Source organism: Paraliobacillus sp. X-1268 (assembly GCF_003426095.1).
Lineage (GTDB): Bacteria > Bacillota > Bacilli > Bacillales > Amphibacillaceae > Paraliobacillus_A > Paraliobacillus_A zengyii.
Genome location: NZ_QJSK01000008.1, coordinates 66,146 through 82,177 on the forward strand (window position 1 = coordinate 66,146; position 16,032 = coordinate 82,177).

Sequence of the window (16,032 nt, forward strand, 5' to 3'; positions counted from 1 at the left end):
ACCCCCAAAAAAATTATTATTTATGTTGTGTGGAATGAACAATATAATTTTTATTCATTCTCAGTTTATTCTCATTACAATCTTATACTATTTCGAATCTATAATCAAGATTTTCACTCATAATTCCAACTTGTTTTCAAACTTTTTCTTATTAATTGTATTATAATGAAGAAACTAATTTACATGTTTCTATTCTATTATAACGCAAACATCCCTTGCAAATGTATTCGCAAGGGATCTTAATATTTTTCTTTTATTAACGATGCACTTTTCGTTTCATCTCTGTTACTGCTTTCAAGCCATTTCGATGACTTTTCTCTCGTGCTCTTTCAATTTCTAAACGTTGATTTAGTTTTCTTTCGTATTCAGCGAATCCTAAACCGTGATTTAATTGCATCGCCTTTTCCATTTCACTTGTATAAGTTAAAGCTAGATTATCCATGGTTTGTTAAAACCCATCCTTTCTTTATTTGAACAAATTTATTATATCATTTGTAAGATGATGTAACAAAAGAGTTGACAAATCGTTTGGACTAATAAATAACCTTTTCGCTTCACCTATAGAATTGAGTTTAAAATTAGTTAAAGTACATCAAATATCCTTTGAATTCATTTGAATTTCTCGAATTATTCTTCTGATCCACCAACAGCAATTACTTCTCCATTATAATTTTCTGTAATGAAATTTTGAATTTCCTCTGATTGCAAAACTTCTACTAATTTATTTAAGTTTTCATTATTCTCATCTTCTGCATTTGCAACCACAATATTCACATATAATGAATCATCACTTTCAATAAACAAAGCATCGTCTACTGGTGATAAATCTGCTTCAATTGCATAGTTAGTATTAATTGCAACTAGTACATCTTCTTCACTTTGGTATGTTTCAATTAAAAATTCAGGATTTACATCTGCTGAAAAAGTTAAATTTAATGGATTATCAACAATATCATCAACAGTCGCTTCTGATTTTTTAACGTCATCAGCTAATGTTATTAGACCATTTGATTCAAATAAAGAAAGGATACGACCATGATCTGGTACATTACGACTAATAACTACTTCTGTTCCTTCTTCAATGTCATCAATACTTTCAATACTTTGAGAGTAAACACCCATTGGTTCTAAATGAACGCCACCTAAATTAACAATGTCATAGCCCTTTTCTTCAATTTCAGTTTCCATGAATGGAACATGTTGGAAGTAGTTAGCATCAATTGTACCATCGACTAAATCCTGGTTTGGTAAACTGTAATCTGTATATTGTTCGATTTCTAATGTTATGCCTTCTTCTTCTAATAATGGTTTAGCTTCCTCTAAAACTTCAGCATGTGGCACACTTGTTGCACCGACTTTAATCACATTGTCCTCTGAATCTCCGTTTCCACATGCCGCTAATATAATCCCAACAGATACTAACAATAATAATGTTACAAGTTTTTTCATTTTGCATTGCTCCCCTTTTTTTGTTTTATATATAATTCCCAACATAGTGGGTATTATTAACGATTACCTTTTATCCAATTTATTGGTGATCGCATCACCGATAAATTGGAAGATGAATACAATTATTACGATTAAGACTGTACAAACGAAAACAACATCAAAGTCTCTGCGCATAAATCCGTGGAAATAAGCAAAGTCACCTAAACCACCTGCACCTATAACTCCGGCTACTGCGGTGTAACCAATTAAGGCTATCGCTGTCACCGTTAAACCTGAAACGAGTGCTGGAGTGGATTCCTTTAACAACACTTTATAAATAATTGTTGTTGTTTTTGCACCCATTGATTTAGCTGCTTCTACTACTCCCTTGTCAACTTCTCTTAAACCTATTTCCACCAATCTAGCATAAAATGGTGCTGACCCAATAATTAAAGCAGGCAAAGCCGCATTTGGACCACGTATCGTTCCAATAAGAAAATCAGTAAATGGAATAAGTAATAATATCAAAATAACAAATGGAATCGCGCGAAAAACGTTAACGATTGACGATACAATGAAATTCAATAGTTTATTTTCCCAAATGCCATCATTCGCTGTAAGATATAATAATAAACCTAAAATAACACCAAAAATTAATGTTCCTATTAAAGCAAGCATTGTCATATAGAATGTTTCACCCATTGCAAATAGTAGATCCATCCAGTCAACGTTCGGAAATGGATTAGTTAGCATTATTTTTCACCTCCACTTCAACAGATGTAGAAGTAATAAATCTTAGTGCTTCTTCTATTACTTCTTCTTCACCTATTACATTTACAAATAAGGTACCGTAAGCACCTGCCTGCGTTTGCTTAACGTTACCATGTAAGATATTAACTTCCACATCAAATCTTTTAGCAACTTGACTTATAACAGCTTGATTTGCTGTTTCACCAACAAAGTGTAAACGTAAAACCTTTCCTTTTGTAACAGACTTGATTAATGTTTCTTCCGTAACTTCATCATCCGGTTTACCCATAACTTGTTCAACAAATTTCTTTGTAACACCCTGTTTCGGATGCGAGAAAACCTCTACTACATCACCTTGTTCAACAATTCTACCTTCTTCCATTACTGCAACACGATGACAAATCTTTTGGATAACGTGCATTTCATGTGTAATAAGGATAATAGTTAAACCAAGTTTTTGATTAATATCTACTAATAAAGAAAGAATAGAGTCTGTTGTTTCTGGATCAAGTGCTGAGGTTGCTTCATCACACAAAAGTACTTTTGGATTGTTAGCTAGAGCTCTTGCTATGCCAACACGTTGCTTTTGACCACCGCTCAATTGCGATGGGAATGCATCTTCTCTGCCTGTCAAACCAACAAGTCCAATTAATTCATCAACACGCTTATAACGCTCTTGCCTTGATAAACCAGCTATTTCTAGTGGTAAGGCAATATTATCTCGAACTGTTCTTGACCATAACAAATTAAAATGTTGAAAAATCATTCCAATTTCTTGACGTGAAAGTCTTAATTCATTTTTAGATAATGACGTTATTTTTTGATTGTCAATAATTATATCGCCAGTTGATGGTTCCTCCAGTCGATTTATTAAACGGATAAAGGTACTTTTACCAGCTCCGCTATATCCAATTACACCAAATATTTCGCCTTTATCTATATTTAAACTTAAATCATCTACTGCTTGAATAGTTGAAGATTTGGTTTTATAAACTTTTGACAAGTGTTGAATTGATATCATACTATTCCTTCTTTCTACACAAATTAAAAAACACGACTTTCTGTTCAAGAGAACAGAAAGACGCGTTTTTGGCTGGCGAATATAACTTTCCTGTTCTCTCATCTGCCAAAGCAATTGCTCTGCAGGAATTGGCACCTTTTTAAACACAAATAAATGTTTAACGGTTGCCGGGTTTCATCGGGCCAGTCCCTCCACCTCTCTTGATAAGAGATAATGTATGTAATTATTTTAACTAAATGTGATTTTAGCATATGCTAATAATCAATGTCAACATATTTTAACGCCATAAAATGTGTTAGAATAATAGCAATATTCTATTAAAAGGATGATTTAAATGTTAGCACCAAATTTTGTATTACCCTATTTAAATAAAGAAGGTAATTATCATTTACACGATGACCTTGGCAGTATCATTATTCTTACTTTTTGGGCTTCATGGTGCCTAGATTGTAGCATCGACTTACCAAAGAAGGAACAACTTTACCGATCACTAGACAATCCAAAAGTGAAAATGTTGACTATTAATGTTACAGGTAGAGAACGCGATCAATCAGCAGCTGTAGATTTCACTAAAGAATTTTTGGAACAGCCAACTTTAATGGATAAAGGAACAGAAATATATAACTTATATCAATGTCAGGGTGTTCCAACTACTGTATTAATTGATTCAACCGGAACTATTTATAAACAATTTAATGATAAAGCCAATTTCTTAGATATCGTTACAGCAGTAGGTAATATCATGCCTAAATGATAGGTTCAGCGATTTGAATGTAATAAATTATTTAACTTACCTAACGATTCGAACGAGTATATTTTACTCGGCTCTCCATTATTGGTCATCAATAGACAAGGAACACTTTCTATTCTTTCTTGTTGCATCACCTCAGGAAATAAACCTGCATTTAGCTCATAAAATATAACAGCTCCATTTGAAGCTTCTTCAATTTCTTCTAGTATCCTTCTCGCTAAATGGCACGTTCCACAAAAAGGGGTATAAATAAAAATCATTTTATCTGGTTGCACTACTGTACGTATTGTTTCACGCGTTATTGGTATCATATTTCCCACCTTACATAAGATAACTAGGGTTTACAGTAATTCCTCTACTTAATAATGCTGTCGCTAGTTCTAATTCTGGGGTTGCTGCAACTTCTCTAAAAGTCTTGTCAATAAAAATGTGTATTGCGTGTGGTAATTCTATTGATAATTGCTTTCGTAATTTATTACCCGAATGGTCTTCATCAACCAAGATAAAAACGTCTCGATTGTCTAAGTCATAATCTAGTATTAACTCTTCCATCTTCTCAACACCCAGCGTCCCATTTGTACAAATTATCGTAACTGATTCGTCAATTAATTTTTCGATTTGTTTTTTATCTGTACGTCCTTCAACAATAATGATCTTTTTAGTATCATTTGAAGACATGAGCTTCACCTACTTTACTAATTAACGTTATTTACAAGTAATCCCTTGTTACTGCATTTGTAACAAGGGATTATAACTTATACTGTCTGTAATATTGTATGAAAAAGGAAAAAAAACATGCAATAATTAATTATTCGTCATCTTCAATCATTGCTTGGTATTCTTCTGGAGTCATTAATGCCTCAATCTGAGATGAATCACTTGGTTCTATTACAACCATCCACGCTTTATCATATGGAGATTCATTAACAAATTCAGGACTATCATCGAGTTCCTCGTTTACTTCAACCACTTTCCCGCTAATTGGAGCATATAACTCAGAAACAGTTTTAACAGATTCTACACTACCAAATGGCTCATCTGACTCTATATCGTCACCTTCTTCAGGTAATTCTACAAATACAATATCACCTAATTCGTCTTGCGCATGGTCTGTTATACCAATTCGTACTTTATTTCCTTCTACTTTAACCCACTCATGTTCTTCGGAATAACGCAAATCTTTTGGTAAACTCACTCTAACTACCTCCATAAATGTATTTTAAATTAACCTATTTCCAAGTCTGTTCAAATTCTTCTAGTTTAAATCCTAGTGTAACCTTTTCATTATCAGTTGTTAATGGTCGTTTTATAAGCATGCCATCAGAAGCTAACCAGTCCAATTTCTCTTCATCCGTTGCATCCAATAACTTATCCTTTAATCCAAGCTCTCGATACTTTAAACCACTTGTATTAAAAAACTTTTTAATTGGCATGTCACTTTTAGATATAATCGAACGTAATTGTTCTTTGGTTGGTGGGTTTTCTACTATATGTATTTCAGTATACGCAGCTTGTTCTTGTTCAAGCCATTTTTTCGCCTTTTGACACGTACCACACTTTGGATATGCATAAAAAGTAATCGTCATTGTATGTCACTCCTTTATTTCTATTTTATCATAATAACCTCTTTTAATTGTTATAAACCCTGATTATTTCCTATTAGTATATAAGAAAAATGCACACCTGACTAGTAGTATGCCTCTAAATCATCACTGTATAATTTCATTAGTAATGGTGACATTACAAATGCACAAATTAAAAGGAGGACACCACATATGCAACAGCAACAACAAGCAACAAATATGAACACTGCTCAAACTGGTCAAATTATGCAACAACCACCAACTGTTGTATCTTCAAAAGACTTATTATATTTAACTGACATGATGTCATGGAATTTAAATGCAACAAAAAAGGCACATTTTTTTGCTGAACAATGCACTATCCCTGAGCTCAAATCTGCTTTGGAACAAGTCTGTCAGATGCACCAAAAACATTATCAAAAGATTTTACAACATACAAATCAACAACCAAATTCAATGATGCAATAATAAGGAGGATAAGATATGAATCAGCAAAAGGTTCAAAACCCTGAAACACAAGTTAACAAAACACCTGAAATGAATGACCGCGACTTTATTAATGACATGTTATCTACGGAAAAATATATGACACAATCATACAGTATTGCATTAAACGAAGCCAGTAATCAAACGTTTTATCAGGATTTACTAGCTATTTTTAATGAAACGCAAGATTGTCAGAGAAATTTGTATAATTTGATGTTCAAAAATGGTTGGTATAGCATAGATAAAGCCGATCAACAAAAAATCCAGCAAGCAAATCAACAATATAGTGGTTACACTAATCAATTTCCAGTCCATTAATCTTAATAAAAACGTGCTTTTCCTAATGGAGAAGCACGTTTTTTAATTCACCTAACTTACATCACGCTTAAAACGTAACTATTCTTATTTACAAAATGCAATCATTAAGATACAATAGGCTATAGTGAATTTTGTAAGAAAATCGGGGGTTCATAAATTGTCCAAACCACTTATAACAATGGAGAATGTTAGCTTTGCATATGATAATAAACATGCATTAAAAGATATTAATCTAGAAATTAATACAGGTGCTTTTTTAGGTCTTGTTGGACCAAATGGTGGTGGGAAAACGACACTTATAAAGCTATTGCTCGGTCTTGAAAAGCCACAACAAGGATCGATAAAACTTTTTGACAAAAATATTACCGACTTTAAACAGTGGAGTAGAATTGGATTCGTATCACAAAAAGCAAATAGTTTTAATCGAGGTTTTCCTGCAACAGTAAGAGAAGTTGTTTCTACAGGAATTACAGCTAAATTAGGTTATTTCCACTTCTTTAAAAAAGCAGATAAACAAAAGGTTGAACATGCAATTAAAATGGTTGGGATGCAAGATTATATCAATAAAAACATTGGCGATCTTTCAGGAGGACAGCAACAGCGTATATTTATTGCGCGCTCTCTAGTAAGTGATCCTGCCTTATTAATTCTTGACGAGCCAACAGTAGGAATTGACACTGAAAATGTTCAAAAATTTTATGGCTTACTGCATCGTCTGAATGAAGAAAATAATATTACACTATTATTAGTCTCACATGACATAGGAACAATGACTGAGCATGCAGATGGTATTGCTTGTTTAAATAAATCCTTGCATTTTCACGGAGACACGAAATCATTCTCAAATTTGACTGATAGAGAATTATCGCACTTTTATGGTCATGATCTAAACCTTGTCACACATCAGCATTAAATTAGTTAAGGAAGTGTACTTATGCTCACGCAATTTTTTACGTATGAATTTTTACAAAACACCTTTTATACCGGCTTACTAATTGGCTTCATTGCCCCATTACTAGGAACATTTGTCGTTGTTCGGCGCCTATCGTTAATTGCTGATGCGTTATCTCATGTAACCTTAGGTGGCATTGCCTTTGGCTTACTAATGGAAAAGAAATATGGATTAGCCATTATCTCCCCGTTTTATTCTGGGATGTTTTTTTCTGTTATAGGATCGATGTTTGTTGAACGCCTGCGCAGTGTTTACAAGGCATACCAAGAATTAGCAATACCTATTATTTTATCTGGTGGTGTTGGCCTTAGTGTCATTTTCATCTCCCTTGCAGATGGATTTAATACGGATTTATATAGTTATTTATTTGGGTCTGTATCAGCTGTTAGTCGTAATGACCTATGGAGTATTTTAACCATTACCATTATTGTTCTCTTCGTAATAATATTTTTTTACAAAGAGCTTTTTATGCTTTCTTTTGATGAAGAGCATGCGGTAGTATCTGGAATTCATGCAAAACGAATCCATTTCATATTTATTGTATTAGTTGCACTTGTCATTTCAGCGTCTATACGAATTGTCGGTGTCTTACTCGTTTCAGCTTTAATGACATTACCTGTTGCTGCGAGTATTAGAATTGCCAAAGGGTTTAAACAAACAATATTTTATTCTGTCATTTTTGGTGAATTATCTGTTATTATAGGGTTAGTAACAGGATATTACTTTGAAATCCCGCCTGGTGGTACGATTGTTATGACTTCTATTTTTATTTTACTTATTACAATTGGTCTAAAAAAAGCATGGGATTATTTCACTAGAAGGAAGGCGATCATATGAAAGTACAAGAAGCGTTATCCGTGTTGAAAGAAAAAGGCTATAAATATACTGATAAACGTGAAGTTATATTAGATTATTTCTCCAATGAAGATCGATATCGTACAGCTAAAGATCTATTACAACATATGGAACCTAATTTCGTCGGTATTAGTTTTGACACGATATATCGTAACTTACATTTATTTGACCAGCTTGATATTCTTGAATCTACAGAGCTTGATGGTGAAAAGCTTTTTCGCATGAAATGTGATCAGCATCATCATCATCATTTTATTTGCAAAGAATGTGGTGTTACAAAGGAAATTCTAAGTTGTCCAATGGATGATATACAAGAAGAATTAAGTAACTTTATGATTGATGATCATAAGTTTGAGATATATGGAAGATGTCCTGAGTGTCAGTAACTGCATCACGTTGAAAGGGCTTCTCTTACATTTTTTTGTAAGAGAAGCCCTTTTTGTTAAGCAAGTACTTTTTCCAATACCTGTGATTCTTCATGATCTAATATATTTTGATAAAAGATACTATCTACTTCTTTTTGCATGTAACTAGCCAAATCAAGTGCTTCTTCTTTTTCACCTGCTAAATAAATCTTTTTCCAGTTATGATTCTTAGCTACCTTGTCCAAGGTTGGTGCCAGGTTTTTATACCAACGTTTTTGATTAGCTTCAAATCGCTTATCAAACTGATCAGTTTGTAGATTCTTCCCGCTTGTGCTAGCTCGTGGACCAGCAAACTGTCGCCAATCTTCTGTGTCTAGATCTAACTCGAATAGTTCCGTATTTACTATTTTTCCTAGCTCTGCTTCAATAATCTTCACTTGGTTTTGCTGTGCTAAAACGATGCCCAGTTTTGGATATGATTGATTCAAATTCTTCAATTGATCTAATACTGGCGTTTCTTGCCAATAAAACGTTGACTCAACGCGTAATTGTAAAATCTCAGCAAACCATGTTAATTGATCTGACGAGGCAAAGATAATCACACTTTTTTTGAGATTTTTTTGATTTTCGAACATAAAATTTTCCACTTGTTTACGTACTTTTTTAAACTTATCTAGTTCTTCCTTATCGTCACTTTGCTTTAAGTAATTCTCAAAACTATTCATACTATTCTTCAGTTGGATTTTCCACTCTCCACCACTTTGTTCTGGGTCTGATGGATCTGTATTTAAATACATCGTTAAAATACCCTCTGGTTTTACCACTTGTAATGATTCTAATTCTTTTAGTTCTTTATTCAATCGCATTTGCTATAATCCTCCTCTTATTAGATTTGAAATTATGCTTATTTATCTGTATCCTAATTAAAGAGTTATTAAACTTGTATAAAAAAAGTTTCTAGAAAGGCGATTATTCGAATGGCAAAGAAAGTTAAATGGCAAGCATTACAATTTAGTACTATAGGAATCAGCAATGCCGTTGTGGATATTGCACTTTTAAATATATTACTATGGATTTGGCCTACAACAGATTCCAATTTACTACTTATTTTTAATACTTTTGCATACACGTGCGCAATTATTAATAGCTATATTTGGAATACAAAATACACGTTTAGTCATCGTGCTTACTTCAACAAAAAGGAACTAAGCTGGTTTATCTTTCAGGCATTTATTGCATTGTTAATTAATAACGGAACATTTATTGGCTTAATGGATATATTTGCAATCCAAACTGTTATTACAATCCCGTCGCTTCTTGCTCGCAATATAGCTAAGGGAATGGCAATGTTTCTATCTTCAACCGCAAGCTTTTTTCTGATGCGCTACCTTGTTTTCAAAAAAGAAAAAGAGTCAGATGTACAATAAAAATACACCAGACTCTTTTTTAGTGCTTATCAAAAGAATTATTCAACCTCAATACAAAATAGAGAAAAACTGCGACGTAACAGAAGTTCCTTATCCGCTTCGTCAGCAAATGGATTCCCTTTCCGTGGGCACAGTCTCAGCTAACTCGGATAAGCAAAAGTCGCTTTCCGAGTGGATCTTCAACTTGTGGGATTGCGATTACTCATCCCATCGAAAACATTTGCTGTTCCCACAGGAGTGTCATCCATTTGCTTACTTCGCTGGTGTCTAATTACAAACGATATCAGTTTCGATAGAAGAGATGAATTAAATTTGATGAAGTTATAATTTACATGCTAATTTTCACTTAACAAAACATGATTAAAATCCGTTCATTTTTATGTGCAGATTTATACTCTCTGTTAGCGATAGGTAGATGAATATTAGCGTATCAAGTGAAATTGGCGACACTCCTGCAGGAACAGCGCGGGCTGAAGATCCACTCGAAAACGTACTTTGTTTTCGAGTTAGCTGAAGCCGTGCCTGCGGAAAGGGAGTCAATTTCACTTGAGTAGCGGGTCAGGAGATTTTCTTTTAAGTCTCAGTTGATGATTATTACGATGAAAAATAATGTAAATTTTTAATTTTATAAGATTAGGGTCTCTATTATTTAACAATTAAGACTGGGCATTCGGCTCGTTTGGCTACTTTATGACTTACACCGCCAAGAACCATTTCCTGTAAACCATTTAATCCCCTACTACCAATTACACAAATATCAACCTGCTGCGCATTTGCATATTTCACAATTGACGGCCCTGGATCACCGTGCAAAATTTTAATTTCATAATCAATACCTTTTTCTTTAATCTTTCTCTCTGAAATTTGCAACTTAGCTTTTCGACTTTGATCTAAATCAATGGAGTTCCACTGGTGTAACACATCTGTTTTTGAAGTGGTACCATCTACAACATACGCTATAATTATCTTTGCTTGTGGATTATTCTCTGCTAAAACAAGTGCTTTTTCACAAGCTCTAATTGCATGTTCAGATCCATCTGAAGCTAGTAAGATTTGATTAAACATAGCATTTCTCCTCATTGATTATTTTCTTCTCTATATTATACCAATTATTCACTTGTTTTGTATACGTTTTCATTTAAAGTCATTCTTCATTTTTTACTTTATTTTGTTACAAATCAGAAAGTATCCGCTTTTCATCTTTAATAAGCTGACGACTTTTTGAAGTTCCTATTTGTTGAGATGAATAAATGCCCGTATGTCCTGAAAAAAGATAGCTAATGATACATGCAAGAAATAAATATATTGCAGCATCTGCCCCAAATAATTCTATACCCATAATAAAACAAGCTAAAGGCGTATTAGTTGCCCCACTAAAAACCGCAATGAATCCTAAAGCAGCTAAAAATCCTAATGGAAGGTTTAGTATACCTGCTAACATATTGCCGAGTGTTGCACCAATTGCAAACAATGGGGTTACTTCACCACCCTGAAATCCAGCACCTAGTGTAATAGATGTATAGATAATCTTCCACAAAAATGCTAGTGGGTTTACTTCGCTATTAAAGGAATCCTCAATTAGAGGTAGACCTAAACCAAGATAATCTCTTGTGCCCATTATGTATACAAGTATTATAATGACTGTACCACCTACAAAACTTTTTAACATTGGGTTTTTAAACGTATTACTAAATGTTTTCTTAAAGAAACCAGTTAATCTACTAAATAACCCTGCAGCTAAACCAAATAGAATTGACGCAATAATCACTTTCAATACCACTATGATTGAAAATGCTGGTATGCTATCAATGATATAATGTGCATGCGGAACATTAAATCCTCTTGTAACTTGATCACCAACGATACTAGCTAAAAATGCTGGTATTAATGCTTGATAGCTAACTAAACCTAATGCAAGTACTTCTATACCGAAAACCGTACCAGCTAATGGTGTCCCGAATAAAGAACTAAATCCAGCACTTATCCCAGCTATTAAAATAATCTTTCGGTCTATTCTGTCTAAACGAAATATTTTCCCTGTGAAATCAGCAAACGTACTCCCCATTTGCACAGCTGTACCCTCTCGACCAGCTGAACCACCAAACAGATGTGTCATTATTGTACCAAATAAAACAAGTGGTGCCATACGTAGTGGAATACCCTCTTTACGATCTCTTATTTCTTCTAAAATTAAATTATTTCCTTTAATTGCGCTACCACCAAATCTCATATATAAAAAACTAACGAACGCACCCGCAAAAGGTAAGAAAAATAAAAGATAAGTATATGATTCACGCGTTGTCGCTGCCCAATTTAAGCTAACAAGGAAAAATGCAGAGGCAGCTCCAGCTAAAGTTCCAACTATACTAGCTAAGCATATCCATTTAATTAAATAAATTAATGAAACAAAATGAAAGCTATTTTTAAATCGCTCTATGTAATGCAGTGTACTGTTTCTCACTTACATTTCCTCCTCAAATAAACAGACTCCTACCAGTAGAACTTATACTGGTAGGAGTCATTAGCATTTTGCGGTTTATTTGGTGAACTCCATCACCTATTTTAATATTTCACTCATTATATAACAGTAGAAGTAATTGGTCAAATAGCTTCATTCACTCTAAGTGATAAAATTTTTACTTATTTTTTACAAAAAACGCATCGTATTTTGTATGAAATTTGTATATCTTTACAGTAGAGCTATTAAGATAAAAGGAGGGAAAATATGCGTATCGCTATTTTTACTGACACCTTTTCTCCAGATGTAAATGGGGTTGCGACAACACTAACTAACTTTATTAGCTATTTAGACCAAAGCGAGCACACGTATCATATCTTTAAACCTAGTCTTGATCAAAGCCAACCCCTATATATTCATCCTCTCTTAAGTATGCGTTTTTTCTTGTATCCCGAATATCAAATTCATCTTCCTAACTACGCACAAATTAAGCAATCATTAAAAGCATTCAAACCGGATATTATTCATGTTGTAACACCTTTTTCAATTGGTTTATATGGAATAAGATATGCGTTAAAAAATCAAATTCCTTTAGTTGGTTCTTATCATACTAATTTTGATCAATATTTAAGATACTATCATTTACGCTTTTTATCGCAAGCTGTATGGAAGTATTTACATCGTGTACATGAACCAATGCAAAGGATTTTCGTTCCCTCGCCTGATACAATGCAACAATTAAAACGGAAAGGATTTACCAACTTACGATTGTGGCAACGTGGTGTAGATACCAATGCCTTCAAGCCAAGTATTCATAATGAGACATTTAGAGAAAAATATAACATTACAACTCCATTCATATTGAGCTACGTCGGACGATTGTCTCCAGAAAAAAATATTGATTCTCTCATACAAATTATTAGCGGTTTACAAACTTCATTTTCAAACAAAATACATTGGTTAATTGCTGGAGATGGTCCTGAACGCCAACGCTTAATTGAACTTAATATCCCGAATATAACTTTTACTGGCTACGTACATGGTCAAGAATTAACTGATGTCTATGCTAATTCTGACTTATTCGTCTTTCCATCTGCCACCGAAACATTTGGAAATGTTGTTTTAGAATCGCTAGCATCTGGAACTCCAGTTATTGGTGCCAACACAGGAGGAGTAAAGTATCTATTAGAAAAGCACACATACGCTCATGGAATAGCATGTGACCCTAATAAACCTGATCAATTTGTTAAGGCGATCACTGAACTCCTAACAAATCGTTTAAAGAGAAAACAAATGGAGACTTCTGCTAGAGTTTTTGCCAAAACAAAAAGTTGGAAAAAAATATTTGACCAACTTTTAGATGATTATGCTGAAGTATTACAAGAGAAAATTGACCAGATGAAACAGGCATAAGTTAGATTATTAAATGGTTTGCAAGTTCTAAGGGTACTTCTTTATTTTCATGCCATATTTTTTCATAATAATTTAATGGAACTGGCCTAGGACCAATCAAAGGAGCTATTTCAACCGTAAGACTTGGTCGTTTAAAATAGCTAATAAACCAGTCAGTAAAGCCACCTCCACTCGGGTTATCAGTTGGATAAATCAACTGATAACCTGTTTTATTACTAGCTAATTCCGCGATTTTCTTTGCATATTCTTCTTGTTGACCTGTGCTTTTATACTTCCAGAAGATTTCTTCCCCGGATGAATGGTAAGCTACAGCTATCTTGAAATCATGTTCCAGTACCAAATCATAAACTGCTTTCACTTCTGGTTCACTAAGGACTGCGTACCCTTTAAAATTCATTGCAGCTGGTTGGCCTGGATCATGCTGAATTTGTTCCCAGTCAGCCGGGTACTGTCGGTTTAAATCTACGCCATGGATATTTGCCTTCCAATCCATAAAGTCATCTTTATTTTCATTCCACTCACGTAATTCTTTACTGTTGGGAAATAAATCTGGACCTTGCTGTACCAGTGTCACACCATCTGGATTAACCATTGGAATAAAGTAGATCGTTACTAGCTTTAGAATATCTTTTACCTGATAAGTACTAATACACTGATTGGTTGAGGCTGCTAGACAATACGTTTCAACCATATCCATAAGTAGCGTTGTTGTTAGCCATTCTCTTGCATGATGCGCACCATTTATGAGAATCTTTTGCTCGCCGCTTCCAAGCTTTATCGAATAAATAGAGCGATTATTCACAGACTTACCAATAATATCAACAGCGAGTAGATCCGGATATGTTTTGATTAATTGCTCTATGTCTGCCGTTAACTGTTGGTAGGTATATACTCTTTTTGGATTTATTATTTGTCCCATCACATTCACTCCTTCCTATTATGGATATGAAGGAAAGGAAGGATTATAACAACTAATAAGCATCATTTTTCAAAACACAAGCAAAAAAGGCAGTCATTTAATTAACTGCTCTTTTAGCGAGTATACTTATTACCATATCGTCCATTGGTGGATTATGAAGGCCGGCTCTAACATCTCGATAATATTGTTCAAATCGATTCTCTTTAGATAGTCCTCGTCCTCCAACTATGCGCATTGCTAGATCTACTACTTCATTTGCACTATTTGTTGCAACTGTCTTTACAGCGGCTAGCTCCGCACCTAATTGTCCTCTTTCTTCAGGATTGTTATCCCATCGCTCTGCAATACTATACATAAAGTAGCGTGCTTGCATGAGCTTTAAATCCATTTCACCAATCTTTTGTTGAATATGGGCCACTTCTGAAATTGGTGTATTTAAGCTATTCGGCTGAAAATTCTTAGCAAATACAATTGCATCGTTACGTGCTGCAATTGCAATCCCTAGATAACAAGCTGGAATATGCAAAAGCCATCCCTTAGGAGTAGGTTTTTTACCCTTTTGATGTAATTCAACAAGCATATTTTCTGCAACTGTAACATCTTTTAAAATAACATCATCACTTCCTGTTCCGCGCATTCCAAGTGTATCCCAAGTATGTTCTATGCTAATTCCTGGTGTATCTTTAGCAATAAGAAATGAACCGACTGTTTCTTGATCTTCAATATATGCGGTGACAATATAATAGTCTAGTACACTAGCCATTGATGCAAATGTTTTTCTACCATTTAATAGGTAGGAATTTCCTAAACGTTTTGCTTTTGTTTCCGGTATTCCTCCTCTCGTTGGACTTCCTGTTGCTGGTTCTGTTGCTAAACGATTTACTAACAATTGCTTCTCAGCAAGTTCTTTCGCAAATGGTTGATAAATAGCATCATTCCATAAATGATCCTCACTCAGTTCTTTGACAACTCCTAAATGCCAACCAACTGATAAAGCAGTGGCACCATCACCAGCAGCTAGTCTTTCTTGCATTAATAAGAATTCATATAACGATAAAGCTTCTCCACCATAAGATTTAGGTAATGTGAGAGACATATAGTTTACCGCTCTTAGATCTTCTACATTTCCAATTGGCATTGATGCAGTTTCTTCAGCAATTTTAACCCTTTTTTCTACTTTTTGTGCTATTTGAGCTGCTTTTTCTAACAATCTCACTTGTCTTTCACTTTTTACAAAGGTTTTAAATAAATCCATTTTAATCTCCTCCATATCTACTAATACTATTATTTTATGCTACCCTTTGGA

At 34.1% G+C, this 16,032-nt stretch carries 21 protein-coding genes and 2 riboswitches; of the genes, 8 read left to right on the forward strand and 13 right to left on the reverse strand.

Annotation, left to right across the window (positions count from 1 at the left end):
• Nucleotides 1-256: 256 nt before the first annotated feature.
• From D2K62_RS11065 to D2K62_RS11080, 4 genes are all read right to left on the reverse strand, one after another.
• Nucleotides 257-442: a YuzK family famiily protein gene (locus D2K62_RS11065; RefSeq protein WP_112181758.1), complete on the reverse strand. Its 186-nt coding sequence runs from the start codon at nt 440-442 to the stop codon at nt 257-259.
• 185 nt (nt 443-627) lie between these two features.
• Nucleotides 628-1,449 (reverse strand): MetQ/NlpA family ABC transporter substrate-binding protein, encoded by an 822-nt coding sequence (locus D2K62_RS11070; protein ID WP_117148920.1) that lies wholly within the window; start codon nt 1,447-1,449, stop codon nt 628-630.
• 63 nt (nt 1,450-1,512) lie between these two features.
• Nucleotides 1,513-2,181 (reverse strand): methionine ABC transporter permease, encoded by a 669-nt coding sequence (locus tag D2K62_RS11075; protein ID WP_117148921.1) that lies wholly within the window; start codon nt 2,179-2,181, stop codon nt 1,513-1,515.
• Nucleotides 2,171-3,199, reverse strand: a complete 1,029-nt coding sequence (locus tag D2K62_RS11080) for a methionine ABC transporter ATP-binding protein (RefSeq protein ID WP_112181761.1) — start codon at nt 3,197-3,199, stop codon at nt 2,171-2,173. Before D2K62_RS11080 ends, D2K62_RS11075 begins: the two co-directional genes overlap by 11 nt.
• 95 nt (nt 3,200-3,294) lie before the next feature.
• Nucleotides 3,295-3,409: riboswitch (SAM riboswitch) on the reverse strand.
• A 124-nt stretch (nt 3,410-3,533) separates the two neighbouring features.
• On the opposite strand from D2K62_RS11080, the gene D2K62_RS11085 reads away from it, so the two are divergent.
• Entirely contained in the window at nt 3,534-3,953 is a 420-nt protein-coding gene (locus D2K62_RS11085; protein ID WP_112181762.1) for a TlpA disulfide reductase family protein, read from the forward strand.
• A 5-nt stretch (nt 3,954-3,958) separates the two neighbouring features.
• On the opposite strand, the gene D2K62_RS11090 is transcribed toward D2K62_RS11085, so the two are convergent.
• The 4 genes from D2K62_RS11090 to D2K62_RS11105 all read right to left on the reverse strand — a co-directional run bounded on the left by D2K62_RS11090 (nt 3,959) and on the right by D2K62_RS11105 (nt 5,536).
• Nucleotides 3,959-4,261 carry a thioredoxin family protein gene (locus tag D2K62_RS11090; RefSeq protein ID WP_112181763.1) on the reverse strand — a complete coding sequence of 101 codons (303 nt, stop codon included), beginning with the start codon at nt 4,259-4,261 and terminating at the stop codon, nt 3,959-3,961.
• Between the two features lie 10 nt (nt 4,262-4,271).
• Nucleotides 4,272-4,628 (reverse strand): toprim domain-containing protein, encoded by a 357-nt coding sequence (locus D2K62_RS11095; RefSeq protein WP_112181764.1) that lies wholly within the window; start codon nt 4,626-4,628, stop codon nt 4,272-4,274.
• 130 nt (nt 4,629-4,758) lie between these two features.
• Nucleotides 4,759-5,145, reverse strand: coding sequence for a glycine cleavage system protein GcvH (gcvH, locus tag D2K62_RS11100; protein ID WP_112181765.1), 387 nt, complete (start codon nt 5,143-5,145; stop codon nt 4,759-4,761).
• A 34-nt stretch (nt 5,146-5,179) separates the two neighbouring features.
• Nucleotides 5,180-5,536: an arsenate reductase family protein gene (locus tag D2K62_RS11105; RefSeq protein WP_112181766.1), complete on the reverse strand. Its 357-nt coding sequence runs from the start codon at nt 5,534-5,536 to the stop codon at nt 5,180-5,182.
• A gap of 189 nt (nt 5,537-5,725) precedes the next feature.
• On the opposite strand from D2K62_RS11105, the gene D2K62_RS11110 reads away from it, so the two are divergent.
• The 5 genes from D2K62_RS11110 to D2K62_RS11130 all read left to right on the forward strand — a co-directional run bounded on the left by D2K62_RS11110 (nt 5,726) and on the right by D2K62_RS11130 (nt 8,530).
• Nucleotides 5,726-6,001, forward strand: coding sequence for a hypothetical protein (locus D2K62_RS11110; RefSeq protein ID WP_117148922.1), 276 nt, complete (start codon nt 5,726-5,728; stop codon nt 5,999-6,001).
• Nucleotides 6,002-6,016: 15 nt separating this feature from the next.
• On the forward strand, nt 6,017-6,337 hold the full coding sequence (locus D2K62_RS11115; protein ID WP_112181767.1) for a spore coat protein: 321 nt from the start codon (nt 6,017-6,019) through the stop codon (nt 6,335-6,337).
• A 157-nt stretch (nt 6,338-6,494) separates the two neighbouring features.
• Nucleotides 6,495-7,250, forward strand: a complete 756-nt coding sequence (locus D2K62_RS11120) for a metal ABC transporter ATP-binding protein (RefSeq protein ID WP_117148923.1) — start codon at nt 6,495-6,497, stop codon at nt 7,248-7,250.
• A gap of 21 nt (nt 7,251-7,271) precedes the next feature.
• Nucleotides 7,272-8,126 carry a metal ABC transporter permease gene (locus D2K62_RS11125; protein WP_117148924.1) on the forward strand — a complete coding sequence of 285 codons (855 nt, stop codon included), beginning with the start codon at nt 7,272-7,274 and terminating at the stop codon, nt 8,124-8,126.
• Nucleotides 8,123-8,530 carry a Fur family transcriptional regulator gene (locus D2K62_RS11130; RefSeq protein ID WP_112181769.1) on the forward strand — a complete coding sequence of 136 codons (408 nt, stop codon included), beginning with the start codon at nt 8,123-8,125 and terminating at the stop codon, nt 8,528-8,530. Before D2K62_RS11125 ends, D2K62_RS11130 begins: the two co-directional genes overlap by 4 nt.
• A gap of 56 nt (nt 8,531-8,586) precedes the next feature.
• Here the strand turns inward: D2K62_RS11130 and D2K62_RS11135 are convergent, their stop codons facing one another.
• Nucleotides 8,587-9,375 carry a VLRF1 family aeRF1-type release factor gene (locus tag D2K62_RS11135; protein ID WP_117148925.1) on the reverse strand — a complete coding sequence of 263 codons (789 nt, stop codon included), beginning with the start codon at nt 9,373-9,375 and terminating at the stop codon, nt 8,587-8,589.
• A gap of 111 nt (nt 9,376-9,486) precedes the next feature.
• On the opposite strand from D2K62_RS11135, the gene D2K62_RS11140 reads away from it, so the two are divergent.
• The gene (locus D2K62_RS11140) at nt 9,487-9,936 is read left to right on the forward strand and encodes a GtrA family protein (RefSeq protein WP_112181771.1); all 450 of its coding nucleotides are present in this window, start codon (nt 9,487-9,489) and stop codon (nt 9,934-9,936) included.
• A 645-nt stretch (nt 9,937-10,581) separates the two neighbouring features.
• Here the strand turns inward: D2K62_RS11140 and D2K62_RS11145 are convergent.
• A complete protein-coding gene (locus D2K62_RS11145; RefSeq protein WP_112181772.1) occupies nt 10,582-11,001 on the reverse strand; it encodes a universal stress protein in 420 nt (139 codons plus the stop codon).
• A gap of 106 nt (nt 11,002-11,107) precedes the next feature.
• Nucleotides 11,108-12,382 (reverse strand): voltage-gated chloride channel family protein, encoded by a 1,275-nt coding sequence (locus D2K62_RS11150; protein WP_112182757.1) that lies wholly within the window; start codon nt 12,380-12,382, stop codon nt 11,108-11,110.
• Between the two features lie 59 nt (nt 12,383-12,441).
• Nucleotides 12,442-12,503, reverse strand: a riboswitch (Fluoride riboswitch).
• A 158-nt stretch (nt 12,504-12,661) separates the two neighbouring features.
• On the opposite strand from D2K62_RS11150, the gene D2K62_RS11155 reads away from it, so the two are divergent.
• Complete coding sequence (locus tag D2K62_RS11155; protein ID WP_112181773.1) at nt 12,662-13,807, forward strand: glycosyltransferase family 4 protein; 1,146 nt, start codon at nt 12,662-12,664, stop codon at nt 13,805-13,807.
• A 1-nt stretch (nt 13,808) separates the two neighbouring features.
• Here D2K62_RS11155 and D2K62_RS11160 read toward each other — a convergent pair whose 3' ends face one another.
• The gene (locus tag D2K62_RS11160) at nt 13,809-14,726 is read right to left on the reverse strand and encodes a M14 family metallopeptidase (protein WP_112181774.1); all 918 of its coding nucleotides are present in this window, start codon (nt 14,724-14,726) and stop codon (nt 13,809-13,811) included.
• A gap of 97 nt (nt 14,727-14,823) precedes the next feature.
• The gene (locus D2K62_RS11165) at nt 14,824-15,981 is read right to left on the reverse strand and encodes an acyl-CoA dehydrogenase family protein (RefSeq protein WP_112181775.1); all 1,158 of its coding nucleotides are present in this window, start codon (nt 15,979-15,981) and stop codon (nt 14,824-14,826) included.
• Nucleotides 15,982-16,032: the final 51 nt, after the last annotated feature.

What these genes read in the sequence shown, in the direction of transcription:
- D2K62_RS11065 (WP_112181758.1), bottom strand. Translation starts at nt 442, where the DNA reads ATGGATAATCTAGCTTTAACTTATACAAGTGAAATGGAAAAGGCGATG.
- D2K62_RS11070 (WP_117148920.1), bottom strand. Translation starts at nt 1,449, where the DNA reads ATGAAAAAACTTGTAACATTATTATTGTTAGTATCTGTTGGGATTATA.
- D2K62_RS11075 (WP_117148921.1), bottom strand. Translation starts at nt 2,181, where the DNA reads ATGCTAACTAATCCATTTCCGAACGTTGACTGGATGGATCTACTATTT.
- D2K62_RS11080 (WP_112181761.1), bottom strand. Translation starts at nt 3,199, where the DNA reads ATGATATCAATTCAACACTTGTCAAAAGTTTATAAAACCAAATCTTCA.
- D2K62_RS11085 (WP_112181762.1), top strand. Translation starts at nt 3,534, where the DNA reads ATGTTAGCACCAAATTTTGTATTACCCTATTTAAATAAAGAAGGTAAT.
- D2K62_RS11090 (WP_112181763.1), bottom strand. Translation starts at nt 4,261, where the DNA reads ATGATACCAATAACGCGTGAAACAATACGTACAGTAGTGCAACCAGAT.
- D2K62_RS11095 (WP_112181764.1), bottom strand. Translation starts at nt 4,628, where the DNA reads ATGTCTTCAAATGATACTAAAAAGATCATTATTGTTGAAGGACGTACA.
- D2K62_RS11105 (WP_112181766.1), bottom strand. Translation starts at nt 5,536, where the DNA reads ATGACGATTACTTTTTATGCATATCCAAAGTGTGGTACGTGTCAAAAG.
- D2K62_RS11110 (WP_117148922.1), top strand. Translation starts at nt 5,726, where the DNA reads ATGCAACAGCAACAACAAGCAACAAATATGAACACTGCTCAAACTGGT.
- D2K62_RS11115 (WP_112181767.1), top strand. Translation starts at nt 6,017, where the DNA reads ATGAATCAGCAAAAGGTTCAAAACCCTGAAACACAAGTTAACAAAACA.
- D2K62_RS11125 (WP_117148924.1), top strand. Translation starts at nt 7,272, where the DNA reads ATGCTCACGCAATTTTTTACGTATGAATTTTTACAAAACACCTTTTAT.
- D2K62_RS11130 (WP_112181769.1), top strand. Translation starts at nt 8,123, where the DNA reads ATGAAAGTACAAGAAGCGTTATCCGTGTTGAAAGAAAAAGGCTATAAA.
- D2K62_RS11135 (WP_117148925.1), bottom strand. Translation starts at nt 9,375, where the DNA reads ATGCGATTGAATAAAGAACTAAAAGAATTAGAATCATTACAAGTGGTA.
- D2K62_RS11140 (WP_112181771.1), top strand. Translation starts at nt 9,487, where the DNA reads ATGGCAAAGAAAGTTAAATGGCAAGCATTACAATTTAGTACTATAGGA.
- D2K62_RS11145 (WP_112181772.1), bottom strand. Translation starts at nt 11,001, where the DNA reads ATGTTTAATCAAATCTTACTAGCTTCAGATGGATCTGAACATGCAATT.
- D2K62_RS11155 (WP_112181773.1), top strand. Translation starts at nt 12,662, where the DNA reads ATGCGTATCGCTATTTTTACTGACACCTTTTCTCCAGATGTAAATGGG.
- D2K62_RS11160 (WP_112181774.1), bottom strand. Translation starts at nt 14,726, where the DNA reads ATGGGACAAATAATAAATCCAAAAAGAGTATATACCTACCAACAGTTA.
- D2K62_RS11165 (WP_112181775.1), bottom strand. Translation starts at nt 15,981, where the DNA reads ATGGATTTATTTAAAACCTTTGTAAAAAGTGAAAGACAAGTGAGATTG.